This is a genomic window from Rhizobium laguerreae, from assembly GCF_002008165.1.
Classification (GTDB): Bacteria; Pseudomonadota; Alphaproteobacteria; order Rhizobiales; family Rhizobiaceae; genus Rhizobium; species Rhizobium laguerreae.
The window spans coordinates 732,932-747,873 of the sequence record NZ_MRDM01000010.1; the positions used below are offsets into that span (position 1 = coordinate 732,932).

At 59.7% G+C, this 14,942-nt stretch carries 15 protein-coding genes; all 15 read left to right on the forward strand.

What is annotated here, in order from left to right:
• The first annotated feature begins 10 nt into the window (after positions 1-10).
• A complete protein-coding gene (locus tag BS630_RS12145) occupies positions 11-919 on the forward strand; it encodes a flagellin N-terminal helical domain-containing protein (protein ID WP_077977616.1) in 909 nt (302 codons plus the stop codon).
• Positions 920-1,165: 246 nt separating this feature from the next.
• The gene (locus tag BS630_RS12150; RefSeq protein ID WP_077977618.1) at positions 1,166-2,077 is read left to right on the forward strand and encodes a flagellin N-terminal helical domain-containing protein; all 912 of its coding nucleotides are present in this window, start codon (positions 1,166-1,168) and stop codon (positions 2,075-2,077) included.
• A gap of 300 nt (positions 2,078-2,377) precedes the next feature.
• A complete protein-coding gene (locus BS630_RS12155) occupies positions 2,378-3,340 on the forward strand; it encodes a flagellin N-terminal helical domain-containing protein (protein ID WP_077977730.1) in 963 nt (320 codons plus the stop codon).
• A gap of 202 nt (positions 3,341-3,542) precedes the next feature.
• A complete protein-coding gene (locus BS630_RS12160; protein WP_077977621.1) occupies positions 3,543-4,172 on the forward strand; it encodes a hypothetical protein in 630 nt (209 codons plus the stop codon).
• The gene (locus BS630_RS12165; RefSeq protein WP_077977623.1) at positions 4,169-5,500 is read left to right on the forward strand and encodes a MotB family protein; all 1,332 of its coding nucleotides are present in this window, start codon (positions 4,169-4,171) and stop codon (positions 5,498-5,500) included. The genes BS630_RS12160 and BS630_RS12165 overlap by 4 nt, the downstream gene beginning before the upstream one ends.
• Positions 5,501-5,504: 4 nt before the next feature.
• Positions 5,505-6,800, forward strand: coding sequence for a chemotaxis protein MotC (gene motC, locus BS630_RS12170; RefSeq protein WP_077977626.1), 1,296 nt, complete (start codon positions 5,505-5,507; stop codon positions 6,798-6,800).
• Entirely contained in the window at positions 6,797-8,230 is a 1,434-nt protein-coding gene (fliK, locus tag BS630_RS12175) for a flagellar hook-length control protein FliK (protein ID WP_077977629.1), read from the forward strand. Before motC ends, fliK begins: the two co-directional genes overlap by 4 nt.
• Positions 8,178-8,735: a transglycosylase SLT domain-containing protein gene (locus tag BS630_RS12180; RefSeq protein WP_077977631.1), complete on the forward strand. Its 558-nt coding sequence runs from the start codon at positions 8,178-8,180 to the stop codon at positions 8,733-8,735. Before fliK ends, BS630_RS12180 begins: the two co-directional genes overlap by 53 nt.
• A gap of 280 nt (positions 8,736-9,015) precedes the next feature.
• Positions 9,016-9,687 carry a transcriptional activator Rem gene (gene rem, locus BS630_RS12185; RefSeq protein WP_003545558.1) on the forward strand — a complete coding sequence of 224 codons (672 nt, stop codon included), beginning with the start codon at positions 9,016-9,018 and terminating at the stop codon, positions 9,685-9,687.
• Positions 9,688-9,811: 124 nt separating this feature from the next.
• Positions 9,812-11,116: a flagellar hook protein FlgE gene (locus BS630_RS12190; RefSeq protein WP_065282210.1), complete on the forward strand. Its 1,305-nt coding sequence runs from the start codon at positions 9,812-9,814 to the stop codon at positions 11,114-11,116.
• Between the two features lie 19 nt (positions 11,117-11,135).
• Positions 11,136-12,623, forward strand: a complete 1,488-nt coding sequence (gene flgK, locus BS630_RS12195) for a flagellar hook-associated protein FlgK (protein WP_077977633.1) — start codon at positions 11,136-11,138, stop codon at positions 12,621-12,623.
• 3 nt (positions 12,624-12,626) lie between these two features.
• Positions 12,627-13,679 (forward strand): flagellar hook-associated family protein, encoded by a 1,053-nt coding sequence (locus BS630_RS12200; RefSeq protein WP_077977634.1) that lies wholly within the window; start codon positions 12,627-12,629, stop codon positions 13,677-13,679.
• Between the two features lie 34 nt (positions 13,680-13,713).
• Entirely contained in the window at positions 13,714-14,061 is a 348-nt protein-coding gene (flaF, locus tag BS630_RS12205) for a flagellar biosynthesis regulator FlaF (protein ID WP_003556569.1), read from the forward strand.
• Entirely contained in the window at positions 14,058-14,507 is a 450-nt protein-coding gene (flbT, locus tag BS630_RS12210) for a flagellar biosynthesis repressor FlbT (RefSeq protein ID WP_017959009.1), read from the forward strand. The genes flaF and flbT overlap by 4 nt, the downstream gene beginning before the upstream one ends.
• A complete protein-coding gene (gene flgD / locus BS630_RS12215) occupies positions 14,498-14,941 on the forward strand; it encodes a flagellar hook assembly protein FlgD (protein ID WP_017959010.1) in 444 nt (147 codons plus the stop codon). Before flbT ends, flgD begins: the two co-directional genes overlap by 10 nt.
• The last annotated feature ends 1 nt before the right edge of the window (position 14,942 follow it).

A 14,942-nucleotide genomic window follows, 5' to 3' on the forward strand; every position in this document is an offset into this window, starting at 1 on the left:
CACGCAAACTATGACGAGCATCAACACCAATAACGCTGCAATGGCAGCTCTCCAGACTCTCCGCGGCATCAACCAGGGTCTCCAGGAAACCCAGGCTCACGTTTCGTCCGGCTATCGCGTCGGCAAGGCTTCCGACAACGCCGCCTACTGGTCGATCGCAACGACCATGCGTTCGGACAACAAGGCTCTCTCGGCTGTATCAGACGCGCTCGGCCTCGGTGCGGCTAAGGTCGACACCGCTTACTCCGCCATGGATAGCGCCATCGACGTCGTCGGTAACATTAAGGCCAAGCTGGTTGCCGCCACTGAAAACGGCGTCGACAAGGCCAAGGTCCAGGAAGAAATCAGCCAATTGCAGCAGCAGCTCCTGAGCATTGCTCAGTCGGCTTCCTTCTCCGGCGAAAACTGGGTTGCCGGCGCTTCCGGCACCAAGAGCGTCGTTTCCACCTTCGTCCGCGACGCCTCGAATGCCGTTTCGGTCAAGACGACCGACTACGTTCTCTCGAACGGCTCTATGGGTAACGTTCTGTTCGGCATGAGCGGCGGCTCGGTTGAAACCTCTACGGGTATCCTCGGTACTTCGACGGGTACGGTCGGCTCGGTCTTTGCAATGAGCATCACCAGCTTCACGCTCGGCCAGATCCAGACGGCTTTGACCAACGTTGAATCGGCTCTGAAGGCTATGACCAGCGCCGGCGCTGCTCTCGGCTCGATCTCCACCCGCATCGGCCTGCAGGAAGACTTCGTCAACGCGCTCAGCGACTCGATCGACTCCGGTGTCGGCCGCCTCGTTGACGCCAACATGGAAGAGGAATCCTCCAAGCTCAGCGCCTTGCAGACCCAGCAGCAGCTGGCGATCCAGTCGCTGTCGATCGCGAACTCTTCTTCGCAGAACATCCTCACGCTGTTCCGCGGCTAATAGCCCGCCGAAACATCGGCCCGCCGGTCCCCGGCGGGCATCCAGGAATAGAGCCGCGCTTCGATGGAGCGCGGCTTTTTAATTTCTATTAACCAATGATTAACTATAATGCTGTCTTCTGCGGTCAACGAGACGGAGAGTTAACCAAGTTTAAGAACCGGTTAACAGGCATGAGGCTGCTTTCCGTTCCCGGTAGCTTTCCGGAATGTCCCTTTTTTCCATCTGCCAACAAGGGGCAATCATTTTATGACCAGCATTTTGACGAACGTCGCGGCGATGGCCGCTCTTCAGACACTTCGCGGAATCAACGACAGCCTTGAGACTACGCAGAACCACGTATCGTCGGGTTACCGCGTCGAAAAGGCAGCCGATAACGCCGCCTACTGGTCGATTGCAACGACCATGCGTTCGGACAACAAGGCTCTCGGGGCTGTTTCTGACGCTCTCGGTCTCGGCGCCGCCAAGGTCGACACCGCTTACTCCGCCATGGACAGCGCCATCGATGTTATCAGCGAAATCAAGGCGAAAATCGTCGCCGCGACCGAAAACGGAGTCGACAAGACCAAGGTCCAGGAGGAGATCAGCCAGCTGCAGCAGCAGCTCCTGAGCATCGCACAGTCGGCTTCCTTCTCCGGTGAAAACTGGGTTGCCGGCGTCGACGGCACCAAAAGCGTCGTTTCCACCTTCGTCCGCGACGGCAACGGCAATGTCTCGGTCAAGACAACGGACTATGTCCTGGACACGAGCTCGACGGGCAACGTCCTCTTCGGCATGACCTCGGCCGGCGTGATCGAGACGAGTTCGGGCATCATAGGCACGTCATACGGTACGATCGGCTCGGTCTACTCGATGGACATCAGCACTTTCGGCTCGGCTGAGATCTCCATGGCTCTGACGTCAATCGAGGCCGGCCTGGAAGCCATGACCAAGGCTGCATCGCAGCTCGGCTCAATTTCCACTCGCATCGAGTTGCAGGAAAACTTCGTCGGCGCGCTCAGCGACTCGATCGATTCAGGCGTCGGCCGCCTGATCGATGCCGACATGGAAGAAGAATCGAGCAAGCTGACGGCGTTGCAAACGCAGCAGCAGCTGGCCATCCAGTCGCTGTCGATTGCCAACTCCAGCGCGCAAAACATCCTCACGCTGTTCCGCAGCTAAGTCGGGCGCTGAAGCTGGACCGAATCTTGCGCCATCGTCTGGCGGCAAGCGAAAAACTTCCCGGACCGCGCCCGAAACGGCGCGGTTCTTTCTTTTATATCAAAGGCTTGATCGATATGGCGATCGGCGCGCCACGCGTTGCGCTGCGCTCTTGCCGAACAGGTTGATATCGAGTTACCTTCGCCTTGAGTTGATTTGCTTTTGCGACACACCGGCGGAAACCCTGCCGGAGGCATGATGCCACCTCAGTCGCCGCCGGCAATCCGGCCTGCCCTTTCACCTTATTCCGAGACCCTGTCGATGACCGTTAAGATTACCAGCGCGTCCGCGGTGAATGCGCTTGCGGTGCTGCGCAGCATCAACAAAGAAGCCAGCCAGACCCAACAGCAAGTGTCCTCGGGATATCGCATCGAGACGGCCGCCGACGATGCGTCCTACTGGTCGGTCGCGACCGTCATGCGCTCGGACAGCACCAATCTCGGGACGATCGGAGATGCGCTCGGTCTCGGCGCTGCCAAGGTCGATGCGACTTACACGGCGATGACCTCCTCGATCGATCTCTTAAGCCAGATTCGCGCCAAGCTGGTTTCGGCAAGAGAGCCCGGCGCCGACAAGGAAAAGATCAACGCGGAGATCAGCGAATACAAGGAGCAGTTGCAGACGATCGTGGAATCGACATCGTTTGCGGGTGAAAACTGGTTGCTGAACGGCGACACCGCTCCGCCGCCGACATGGCAGGTCATCTCTGGCTTCGTGCGCGCTCCGACCGGCGAATATCAGGCCCAGACCATCGATTTCCCATCCTCGCAGACAATTCTCATCGACAAGAACAATGCAAGCGGCGGCCTATTGACCAAGTCGGTCGATGCCAACGCGATCAACAACAGCGGTGCGACGTCACGCAACTACTACCTTTTGAACGCCAACTCGACCACGCCGGCGACAGGTACGGAAATTGCGATCGGCAAGAACACGACGGATGCGCAACTTACTGACATGCTTGATGTGACCGATTCGCTGCTCGCCTCGCTGACGACGACGGCGGCTTCAATAGGCGTGATGAAGGCACGTATCGACGATCAGATAGACTACACCGCCGATCTGTCCGATTCGATCGACAAGAGTGTCGGCGCACTCGTCGATACCGACATGGACGAGGCTTCTATCCGGCAGAAGGCGATTGAAACCCAGAAGCAGATGGCGGTCGAAGCGATCTCGATCCTCAACACGGCCGCAAGCAAGATCCTGATCCTGCTGGAATAGGGGTGGGTGCGATCACGGGTGGCGGCGGCGCCATTCATCCTCGCGCAAGTTTGACTGCCTAGTTTCCGGCATGAAGGCATCGTCCGAATCCGTGCCGGTCCAAGGTCAGCCCCTTGCCCGTTTCGAAGGGGATGCCGGCGCCAAGGTCACTTTGAGCGGGGGCGGGCATGCCGCATGCCTCCCGAATGCTGGATGGTTTTTTATGAGCATTACGCTTTCCCGGTATTTGAAGGATTTCGGTGAACCGGAATCGTCAGCGCCGATCCTCGACATGAACGATTTCGGCGGCGACGATTTCCCCGAAATGCCGAGCGAACCGGCGATCGACGTCGAGGCGGAGCGCCGCGAAGCCTATGCGGAAGGTTATGCCGCAGCGACCGTGGAATTGACCGAGAAATACGAACGCGAGGCGCGGACGTTGGCGGAGGTCCATGCGCGTGAACTCGAGGAGCTGAAGCTGCGTTACGAAATCGAGGCTGCGGCGGTCATCGCATCCCGCATCCGCGATATTGCAGAAGAGATCGCTCAGCTGGTCAGCGCCGGCGCTGCCCAAGTCATCGCGCCTGTGATGACGGAAGCGCTCGCGGCCAAGGCTGTCGAAAGCCTCGCCGCCCTGCTGCGTGATACGATCCTCGAAGGCGCGGCCGGAGCGATCGTGGTCAGGGGCCCGACCCGGCTTTTCGATATATTGAAGGCTGAGCTCGGCGAACATGCAGGCGGGGTTCGCCACTTTGAGACCGACGATATCGATCTTGCCATAGAAATCGGTGATTCCGTCATCGTCACCCGTATGTCCGCCTGGGCGGCCAGCTTGAAGAAAGTTCTGGAATGAGCGAAGGCGAAAACCACCACCACGGCAAGAACGAGATCATCATCGTCAAGAGACATGGCGGCGGTGATCACGATGGCGCCCATGGCGGTGCGTGGAAAATTGCCTATGCCGACTTCATGACGGCGATGATGGCATTCTTCCTGGTCATGTGGCTGGTCAATGCCGCGAACGAGGAGACCAAGGCCTCGGTCGCGACCTATTTCAATCCGATCAAACTTTCCGACGAAAAGCCGACTGAGAAGGGCCTGAAGAAGCCCGTCGACAACGCCGAGGGCGAGGAGAAGCAGGAGAAGTCGAAACAGAAGGAAGAAGATCCGAACGACGGCAAGGCCGCGGCGGATGGTGACGACCAGACATCGACCTCCGGTGACCAAACCAATTATTCCGAGGCCGATTTCTTCGAAAACCCTTATTCGGTTCTCGCCGAGATCGCCCAGGAAGTCGGTCAGCAGGCCAATGTCAGCGCCAAGGGTGATGGCGGTGCCGCCGATTCCGGCCCGGCCACCGGCGCCGATGGCGGCGAGGCCTATCGTGATCCCTTCGATCCGGATTTCTGGACGAAGCAGGTCGAGGTCACGACGGCCGGCAAGCCGTTGCCGCCCGGCAAGAACGACGAGCAGGCGGTCGAAAGCGAGACGACCGAGATCGCCAAGCTTGAGGACGCCAAGCCGATACCGCTGACCACCGATCAGAAGGCCGCCCAGGAGACCAAGGAAACGAAGGAAACCAAGGGCGCGGCCGAGGCCAAGGACGGCAAGACGCCGGGTGGCAAGTCGCCCGAAGACAAGAAGGCCGAAGCTCAGAAGGACGCCGATCATCAGAAGGATGCGGACAAGAGTGCCGCCGAGGCCGAGCAGAAGCAGCAAAAGGAAGCCGAGCAGCTGCAGGCGCAGATCGCCCAGCAGATCGGCGGCGTTGCCGGCAAGCTCGCCGAAGGCCTGACCGTGACGGCGTCCGAAGGCGGATTGCTGGTCAGCATCTCCGACCAGACCGACGATTCGATGTTCAATATCGGTTCTGCGGTTCCGCGCCAGGAAATGGTGCTCGCCATGGAAAAGATCGGCGCGATCCTGAAGGAGAGGGGTGGTGCGGTTGCCATCCGCGGCCACACGGACGGTCGCCAGTATAAGGGCGCGCAGAACGAGAACTGGCGGCTTTCGATGGACCGCGCCCAGAGCGCCTATTACATGCTTTTGCGCGGAGGGCTCGACGAGAAACGTATCTCCCAGGTCTCCGGCTTCGCCGACCGTCGGCTGAAGCTGCCGTCTGAACCGTTCAACGCGACCAACCGCCGGATCGAGATTCTGGTGCAGGCGGATCAAGGATAGTCGAATGGCGCGTCGGCAGCATCGTTACGTCGGATTTATGGCCCTCGGCCTGGCGATGCTTTCGCCGGCCGCAGCCAATGCGCAGGATCCGGACGATCTCGCGCCCTACAAAATGCTGCGGTCGCTGCAATTCGTGCAGGATTCCGTCGTTACCGGCGATCATTCGGCCGGTGAGATGCAGCGCTTCATGCTGGGCACAATCGACACGCGGCTGCGCACCGTCGAACCGTCGATCTTTGACGACGATCGCAATGTCGACGCAGCGCTGATCTACACGATGAGCGGCGGCAATCCCCAGACGCTCGAATATCTGATCGCCCACGACGTCAACGGCTATTTCGACAACCGTGTCACCGACGTGCTGCGCAAATATCTGAGCGGCAAGGGCCTCCTCGTCGCCAAGACGCTGCAGGAGACGGCGAAGGAATATCGCGACAAGAAGATCGGCCCCTACCTTGCGCTGATCGGCGGCAACGTGCTGATCGCGACGAAACCGACAGACGCGCTGGATCTCTACGACCAGGCGCGTCTTGCCGCGCCGGGCACGATCGTCGAGGAGGCGGCGTTGCGCCGCTCACTCGCCATTTGCGTCGACAAGGGGATGCTCGACAGGGGAATGGCCTATTCGCAGCGCTATGTCCGTCGATTCCTGCATTCGCCCTATGCCAGCCAGTTCGCCGATCTTTTCGTCACCCTCGTCGTTGGCCACGATCACGACGTGAAACCACAGGATGTCATCGACATCCTGTCCTTCATGGACGCACCGCGCCAACGCGAGGTTTATCTGCGCATCGCCCGCGCCGCCGCGATATCAGGCAAGCCGGAGCTGGCGCGCATGGCGGTCGGGCGCGTGCAGTCGCTTGGCGGCGGCACCGACAATGCTTTCGGTCCGCTCGCGGATTTCTATGGCGGCATGGCCGGCCTTCCCACCGAGGATATCGATCAGGCAGCAAAGAATGTCAGCGGCATCGACGGCAACGCGCTGTCGCGGCGGGATCAGGCGCTGCAGGAGGCGGCGCGATCCGTTGCCGAGCAGATCCTGCGCGCTCCCGACCCGGCAAGCTTGACGCAAGCCTCCAATCCTAACACTGATCATCAAGAAATCACTTCTGAAAAGGCTGCGGCGATAGCCATGCAACCGGGGGCGCCAGGCGCGCTTCCCGAGCCTGTTCCGGGAGGTGTGGCATCGACTGGCCAAAGCCAGGATACCGACCCCTCATTCAACGCATTTGTGACGACCAGTCGATCCAAGCTCGACGAGATCGACGGTCTTCTGGCGCAAGAAGGCAACGAACAATGATGGATATAAGCGTCTCGGGCGGAGCCTCCGGTACGGAGACGGCTGCGGTTGCGAAATCCGCGCGACTGGCCGGAAAAGGTGATGCTGAAGGCCAAAAGAGCGGCTTCTTCGACGCGCTTGCCAAGGCCGGCAGCGATGCCGTCAATGACGAGCCCGACGATGCGCAGCCGGATCAGGGCGTGGCTGCCGATGGCGCCGCCGAGAAAGTGGCGCGGACGATCCGCGGCCGCAGCAGTGCAAAGCCGTTGATCGACCTCGGCGACGCCGCGCTGAAGGCACAGGCCGAGGTGCAGCCGGAAACGATTGCCAGTGTTGAAAAAGCCACGACAAAGCCCGCAAAGGCTGAGGTCAAAATGCCGGCCGATCTCGCCTTCGGCAAGCTCGATCCGAAGGACAGTCCCGCAGATGAGGTCGCTCCGGCAGCCAAGGGTGGCAAACACACCAAGGCCGACGCGCTGGAAACCGATACGGACAAGGTCAGCGACGATGATGACGGCGGCATTTCCGATGTTCTGGGTCTGCTGAAGCAGGAGCCTGCCGACGGGACCGTGACTTTGCCGGCGACCACCGCGCATCACGTCTCCGTCAAGGTCGACGAGGCTGGAGCGGGCGACAAGAAACTCGATGCTATCGAAGCCAAGGCGGGCGGCCATGCGTCCGACGCTCTTGCCGCGGTCAGCGGCAATATCGAGAGCGGCAAGGCGGATGACATCAAGGTCCCCGGATCGGAGACTGCCGAAGCCGCCGATGGCAAGACATTCAGGTTGAGCCGCGCCGATGGCCGCGGCGTGTCGATGGATGTCCACATGGGCACGGATCAGGCCGGGCCGAAAGATGGTTCGAAGAAAGCCGATGTCGAAAACGTTTCGGTGCTCGAATCGCGCCGCTATATCGGCCTGATGCAGAATACGAATTCCGCCGCCGTCACCGCTGCTCTCTCCGGCGATTCCGAATGGGCGCGCGCCATGGAGCCGAGCTCGGCGCTCTCTAACGCGGCGGAATGGACGAGCACCGGCAAGGTGGTCAATACGTTGAAGATCCAGATGAACCCACTCGATCTCGGCCTGGTGACGGCGACCATGCGCTTGTCCGGTGACGCTCTGAACGTCGACCTCAAGGTCGAAACCGGAGCGGCCTATCGTCAAATGAAGGATGATCACGGCAAGATTCTCGAAGCTCTGCGCAGCCAGGGTTACGCGGTCGAAAACGTCACCATCAGCATGGCGCCGGTCGAGCGTCCCGACGCGGGCAATCAGGGCCAGGCCTCCCAGCAGCAGTCGCTCCCTCAGCAGGGGCAGGGCGGCGAGGCGCGCGATCGCCAAAATCAGACGGCACAGCGGACGGACGGAGGCTTCAATGGCGCAGGCGATACCAGTATTGAAGACGCTCGTTCTGGCGGCAGCAGCAGCACTGGCGGCGTTTACCTCTGAGGCGATCGCCTCCACCGGCGCCTGCGAACGCGAGATCCAGTCGGCAGCGGCCAAATACGGCGTCCCGGAAGGCATCCTCTATTCGGTTGGGCTGACGGAGACCGGCCGCAAGGGCTCGCTCTATCCCTACGCCATGAACGTCGAAGGCAAGGCGATCTTTCCACCCTCGGAGCAGGACGCAATGCGGCAGTTCGATGTCGCCCGCAGCAGCGGCGCCAAGCTCATCGACATCGGCTGCATGCAGATCAACCATTACTTTCACGGCGAGAATTTCCGCTCCGCCGAGGAGATGTTCGACCCGCATCGCAACGTGGAGTATGCGGCAAAATTCCTCCGCAATCTGCATGACCGTCACGAGACATGGACGATGGCGGTAGCCAGATACCATGCCGGACCCAACAACAATCCGGCGCAGAAGCAATATGTCTGCCGCGTCATCTCCAATCTCGTTGCCACCGGCTATGGCAAGTGGACTCTCAATGCGAGTAACTTTTGCCGAAATTGATTCAACCAAAGATGGAAGAGGCGTATTGTGACGAAACTGTGTCACAATGTGGCGGGAATCCGGCACGAAACCCGTACGCAAGTCATATTTAACCGACTGTTAACTTTTCCACGAAATTTTGGTGTGTATAATTAGGCATACCCACTAGATATAGATCAAATCGCTACCCAGATCTTAATCAATTATTAGTTTCTGCCATTAACTTTAACGAGTTGTCGCCGATTCGTGCGATTCGTACCCATAGATCATCGAAGTGCCACACTGATTCGGAGGCGGACGAATGATCGTAGTGGTTGATGAGCGTGAGCTCGTGAAAGATGGATACACATCTCTGTTCGGTCGTGAGGGCATTCCCTCCACCGGCTTTGATCCAGCGGAATTTGGCGAGTGGGTACAGACCGCTGCCGATTCCGATATAGCTGCAGTCGAGGCCTTTCTGATCGGCCAGGGCCAGCGCAACTTCGAACTGCCCCGGGCGATCCGGGATCGGTCGATGGCGCCGGTGATTGCGGTCAGCGACCAGCACTCGCTCGAAAACACTCTTGCGCTTTTCGATTGCGGCGTCGACGACGTGGTGCGCAAACCGGTGCATCCCCGCGAGATCCTCGCAAGGGCGGCTGCGATCCGGCGCCGGCTGAAGGCGATCACCAACTACACCGAGATCGGCGGGATCCGCGTCTTCTCGGATGGTCGTGACCCCGAGATCAACGGCGAAGTCTTCGCACTTCCCCGGCGCGAGCGCCGCATCCTCGAATATTTGATCGCCAATCGCGGTCGCCGGGTCACCAAGACCCAGATCTTCAACGCCATCTACGGCATCTTCGACGAAGAGGTCGAGGAGAACGTCGTCGAAAGCCACATCTCGAAGCTGCGCAAGAAGCTGCGCAAAAAGCTTGGCGTCGATCCGGTCGATTCCAAGCGCTTCCTTGGCTACTGCATCGATTGGGCCTGATTTTCTCGGCCGGGCGGCGGCGCCCGGCTGAACCTCAATTTAGCCTCGCAGCCCGCATGACAGACAGCTTCACGCAAGGCCCGACAAATACTCTCGTGCATAACAGGTAAAACGAGGTTTTCAGATGAGCATTTTCGGCAGCATGAAGACGGCAGTATCGGGGATGAACGCTCAGGCCAACCGCCTCAGCACCGTCGCCGACAACATCGCCAACGTTAACACCACCGGTTACAAGGCTGTGTCGACGAGCTTCTCGTCGCTGGTTCTGCCCTCCTCGGGCGGCAATTACAATTCCGGCGGTGTTCAGACCTCCGTCCGCCAGGCCGTCTCCGACCAGGGCGATATTTCCTACACTACCTCAAGCACCGACCTTGCAATTTCGGGCGATGGCTTCTTCATCGTCCAGGGTGCAGATGGCACGCCGGTCCTGACCCGCGCCGGCGACTTCACCAAGGACGACGAAGGCAACCTCGTCAACGCCGCCGGCTTCCAGTTGATGGGCTATTCCTACGACTCCGGCGCTCCTGCTGTCGTCGTCAACGGCTTCGACGGCCTCGTTCCCGTCAACGTCAACCAGGATGGTCTGACGGCGATCGCCTCGACATCCGGTGTCTTCAAAGGCAACCTCGATTCCAATGCCAAGGTCGCTCCGGTCGCTCCTGCGACACTGCCGAGCGCCAATGCCGCCACCACGACAACCGACACCAAGAAGGTCTCGATGGTCGCCTATGACCGTCTCGGCAACAAGGTGATGTACGACTTCTACTTCACGAAGCAATCGGTCGTGACGCCGCCGCCGGCACCCCCCGCTACGGCTGCCACCTGGGAAGTGGCAATGTTCCGCAACGCCGATGCCGCGGTCGGCGGCACGACCTCCTTCCCCTACTCCACCGCCGGCGGCGATGTCGGCACCGGAACGATCACCTTCGACGCCAACGGCAAGTTGACCACGGGCGGCGCCATTAACATTGTCGATCCGGTGACTGGCCAGACGATTGCCATGGATTTCTCCGCCTTCACGCAGCTCGGCGCCGACTTCTCCGGCACCGGTACGCCGAACGGTCAGGCAGCGACCCCGGTCAAGGACGTCACGGTTGACGGCGACGGCATCGTCTACGCGAAATACGAAGACGGCAGCACCAAGCCGCTCTATCGCATTCCGCTGGCCAATGTCGCAAGCCCGGACAAGCTGACGCTGATGAGCGGCAACGTCTACAGCGCCAACGGCCAGTCGGGCGTCACCGTCACTGGCTTCCCGCAGACCAACGGTCTCGGCACGATCAAATCAGGCGCTCTCGAAGGCTCGAACGTCGACCTCGCCGGCGAACTGACCGAGATGATCGAATCGCAGCGCAGCTATACCGCCAATTCCAAGGTGTTCCAGACGGGATCCGACATTATGGACGTTCTCGTCAACCTCAAGAGATAAGCAAGGTACCGGGTAAGCCATGTCGCTCACGTCAGCACTTAATACCGCGCAGAATATATTTAACAATACGGGCACTCAGAGCAGTGTCGTATCGAACAATATCTCGAATGCGGGCAACAAAGATTACGTGCGCCGGCAGGCGATGCTCACCACGTCCTTGAATGGCGCGCAGGTCGTCAAGATCGACCGCGCGCAGGAAGAGGCGCTGCTGCGCCAATATCTGAAGACATCCTCTCAGGACAGTGCCCAGCAGGCATTGCTCGGCGGTCTCGAGGACCTGAAGTCGATCGTGGGTGGCAACGACTACGAAACGTCGCCATCCACCTATCTCGGTGTTTTCCAGCAGAAGCTTCAGGCCTTCCGCACGACGCCGGGCAGCACCGTCGCCGCTCAGGGCGCCATCACCGCCGCGCAGGACGTCGCCAACTCGCTGAACAATGCCTCGCAATCCGTTCAGAACGTCCGCGCCACCGCCGACAAGCAGATCGCCACCGACGTCGATAAGCTGAATACGCTTCTCAGCGACTTCGAGAAGGCCAACAATGCGGTGAAGACCGCCACGGCCTCGGGTGCGGATGCATCCGGCGCCCTCGACGAACGTGAGAAGGCTCTCAAGCAGATTTCGCAGATCGTCGGCGTCAACACGACGACGCGCGACAATAACGACATGGTGCTGAGCACGTCTGACGGGACGATCCTCTTCGAGACGATCCCGCGCAAGGTGACGTTCAAGTCTCAGGATGTCTACACCGCGACCATCGCCGGCAATTCGGTCTATATCGACGGCGTGGCACTTCCACGCGGTAGCGGATCGACGACAACGGGGCAGGGAAGCCTTCAGTCTCTCCTCCAGGTGCGCGACGAAATCGCCCCGAACTTCCAAAAGCAGCTCGACGAAGTCGCCCGCGGGCTGGTCTCGCTCTTCAAGGAGCAGAACACGGTGGTCGGTCCGGCCTATGTGCCCGGCCTCTTCACCTGGAGCGGCGGCACGGTCGATACCGGCGCCACCGCAGTTGCCGGCATGGCGGCGACCATCTCGGTCAGCAGCCGCGTCATCACCTCGCAAGGCGGCGATCCGATGCGCCTGCGCGACGGTGGCGTCAACGCCACCGGCCTCGTCCTGAACACGTCAGGCGCCAGCGGTTATACGACTGAACTCGATCGTCTCTATACCGCATTGGGCTCCGACATCGATTTCGATCCAGCGGCGGGGACGCCGGTCGGGTTCGACGCCACGACTGGCATCGATTCAAACGTCAGCATCATGGAATTCGCCACGAATTCGCTTGGCTGGCTCGAACAGTACCGCAGCAATGCCACGACGGCGGCGGAAAACACCTCGGCGGCGCTATCGCGCTCCGACGAAGCTTATTCCAACGAGACGGGCGTCAACCTCGACGAGGAGCTGACGCTGCTTCTCGACATAGAGCAGTCTTACAAGGCGGCGACCAAGATCCTGAACGCCGTTGACGAAATGTTGAAGTCATTGCTGGATATTGCGAGTTAAGCCATGAAGAGCTCATTTATTTCAAGTTCGGCCATTCAGAATGCGATGCGGCTGACGATCCGTCAGGCGCAGAACCAGATGACGAAGGCGACGATGGAAGCGACGACGGGAGTCTATGCCGATATCGGCGTCTCGCTCGGCGGCAACGCCGCCAGGAGCGTGGACTTCAGCCGCGAGGTCGACAGGATAGCCTCGATCAAATCAAGCAACTCGCTTGTCACTGCGCGCATGGAATCCTCGCAGCTTGGCCTTTCCAAGATGAAGGATGTCGGCGACGGCCTCGTTTCGAAGCTGACGGCGCTCCAGGGCAGCCACGACCCAGGCAGCATCACCGTCGCCATCCAATCGGCGACCAGCGCCCTGTCTACGATGATGGATACGGCCAATACCATGGTAAACGGCGAATATCTGTTCTCGGGCATCAACACCGATGTGCAGCCGCTGGCAGACAAGACGGCCGCGACGAGTGCTGCCATCGTCACGCAGTTGAATGCATACGCCGCCGCTCTTGTCCCCCCGAAGGCAGTCAAGGATCTGACCGGCGCCGAAATGAGCACCTTCATCACCACGACGGTAGAGCCGATGTTCAGTCAGGCAGCCTGGACCGACCCGACGACCGGTTGGTCGCAGGCGTCGAACCAGAACATGACGAGCCGCATCAGCAACTCCGAAGTGATCGAATCCTCGACCAATGCCAATTCCGAGGGCATGCGTTACTTCGCGCTCGCTTCGGTGATGGCCTCGGCACTGTTGGGACAAGGCCTCAGCAGCGATGCGATGAGCACGGTGTCCAAGCAGGCGATCAGCTACACGGCGAAGGCGACCAGTGGCCTGGTCACCCAGGCAAGCCAGCTCGGTCTTTCCCAAGAGCGCGTCAAGAAGTCGAACGACGCTCTCGACGCTCAATCGAACATCATCAAGAACAAGCTCGTCGATCTCCAGGGCGTCGACCCTTACGAGGCGTCGACCCTTGTCAAGACTTTGGAAACGCAGCTTGAAACGGCTTACACGATCGTCTCGAAGATCCAGCAGTTGAGTCTAGTAAACTACCTTTGATGATCAAAGGCGCGCAATAAAGAAGGATGCATGAATGTATCAGTTCTCATATGCCGAAGTCATGCAGGACTCGGTGGCCGACGCGAAAGAGCGGGAATGGCAGGTTCTTGACCGGTCCATAGACCTGCTGGCGGCGGCGCGCGAAAAGGAAAAATACGGCCGGGAAGCCATTGAAGCCCTGTTTTATACCCGCCGGGTCTGGATCAGCTTCATCGAGGATCTCAAACATCCCGACAACCAGCTGGAGATCGGGCTCAGGGCCAACCTCATCTCGATCGCGATCTGGATATTGAAGGAATGCGACAGGATCAGAAAACGTCAGTCTAATAACTACCAGGGCATCATCGACGTTACCACCATCATCAGGGATGGACTTAAATGAAAAGCACACTTCGCATTTCTCTGAAAGCCGGAGAAAGAATCTTCATCAACGGCGCCGTCCTGCGCGTCGACCGTAAGGTCGCGCTGGAATTCCTGAATGATGTGACGTTCCTTCTCGAAAACCACGTCCTCCAGCCGGAGGGCGCCACGACGCCGCTGCGTCAGCTCTATTTCATCGCGCAGATGATCCTCATCAACCCTGAGGGCAAGGACCAGTCGACGGCGTTGTTCCGCAAGTCGATTACCATGCTGCTCTCCTGCTTCAAGAACGAGGAAATCCTCGCCGAACTGAAGCGCATCGATGCGCTCGTCTCGACAGGCCGTGCCTTCGACGCACTCAAGGCGATCCGCGGCCTTTACGCCATCGAAGACAACATCCTCAACAACCACGAAATGCCGCCGACGATGGTCGAGCAGATTCGCAGGGAGATTGCACCATGGCGGTAGATGCAACATCGAACGTGGCCAAAACGAGTTCGACGACCACAACGAACACGGCCCAGACGAAGGCGACGCTGAACTACGACAATTTCCTTCAACTGCTCATCGCGCAGATGAAGAACCAGGATCCGACCGATCCGATGGATGCCAGCGAGCAGATGTCGCAGCTGGCAAGCTTCTCGCAGGTCGAACAGACGATCCAGACCAACACCAAGCTGGACACACTTCTGGCAAGCTCCAGCCTCACCCAAGCGAGCAGCTACGTCGGCAAATACATGGAAAGCGCTGACGGTAAGGTCAAGGGCACCATCGAATCCGTCAAGGTTTATTCGGACGGAATCATTGCGACAACCACGGCTGGCGGGAATATACTCGTGCAGGCGGGAATCACTATTGCCGACAAGGCGCCGACCACGTCGACCGACACCAGCGATACCTGAT

Coding starts and splice junctions, on each gene's coding strand:
- BS630_RS12150 (WP_077977618.1), top strand. CDS start 1,166: ATGACCAGCATTTTGACGAACGTCGCGGCGATGGCCGCTCTTCAGACA.
- BS630_RS12200 (WP_077977634.1), top strand. CDS start 12,627: ATGAAGAGCTCATTTATTTCAAGTTCGGCCATTCAGAATGCGATGCGG.
- flgK (WP_077977633.1), top strand. CDS start 11,136: ATGTCGCTCACGTCAGCACTTAATACCGCGCAGAATATATTTAACAAT.
- BS630_RS12145 (WP_077977616.1), top strand. CDS start 11: ATGACGAGCATCAACACCAATAACGCTGCAATGGCAGCTCTCCAGACT.
- BS630_RS12165 (WP_077977623.1), top strand. CDS start 4,169: ATGAGCGAAGGCGAAAACCACCACCACGGCAAGAACGAGATCATCATC.
- BS630_RS12160 (WP_077977621.1), top strand. CDS start 3,543: ATGAGCATTACGCTTTCCCGGTATTTGAAGGATTTCGGTGAACCGGAA.
- motC (WP_077977626.1), top strand. CDS start 5,505: ATGGCGCGTCGGCAGCATCGTTACGTCGGATTTATGGCCCTCGGCCTG.
- flbT (WP_017959009.1), top strand. CDS start 14,058: ATGAAAAGCACACTTCGCATTTCTCTGAAAGCCGGAGAAAGAATCTTC.
- fliK (WP_077977629.1), top strand. CDS start 6,797: ATGATGGATATAAGCGTCTCGGGCGGAGCCTCCGGTACGGAGACGGCT.
- BS630_RS12155 (WP_077977730.1), top strand. CDS start 2,378: ATGACCGTTAAGATTACCAGCGCGTCCGCGGTGAATGCGCTTGCGGTG.
- BS630_RS12190 (WP_065282210.1), top strand. CDS start 9,812: ATGAGCATTTTCGGCAGCATGAAGACGGCAGTATCGGGGATGAACGCT.
- flaF (WP_003556569.1), top strand. CDS start 13,714: ATGTATCAGTTCTCATATGCCGAAGTCATGCAGGACTCGGTGGCCGAC.
- flgD (WP_017959010.1), top strand. CDS start 14,498: ATGGCGGTAGATGCAACATCGAACGTGGCCAAAACGAGTTCGACGACC.
- rem (WP_003545558.1), top strand. CDS start 9,016: ATGATCGTAGTGGTTGATGAGCGTGAGCTCGTGAAAGATGGATACACA.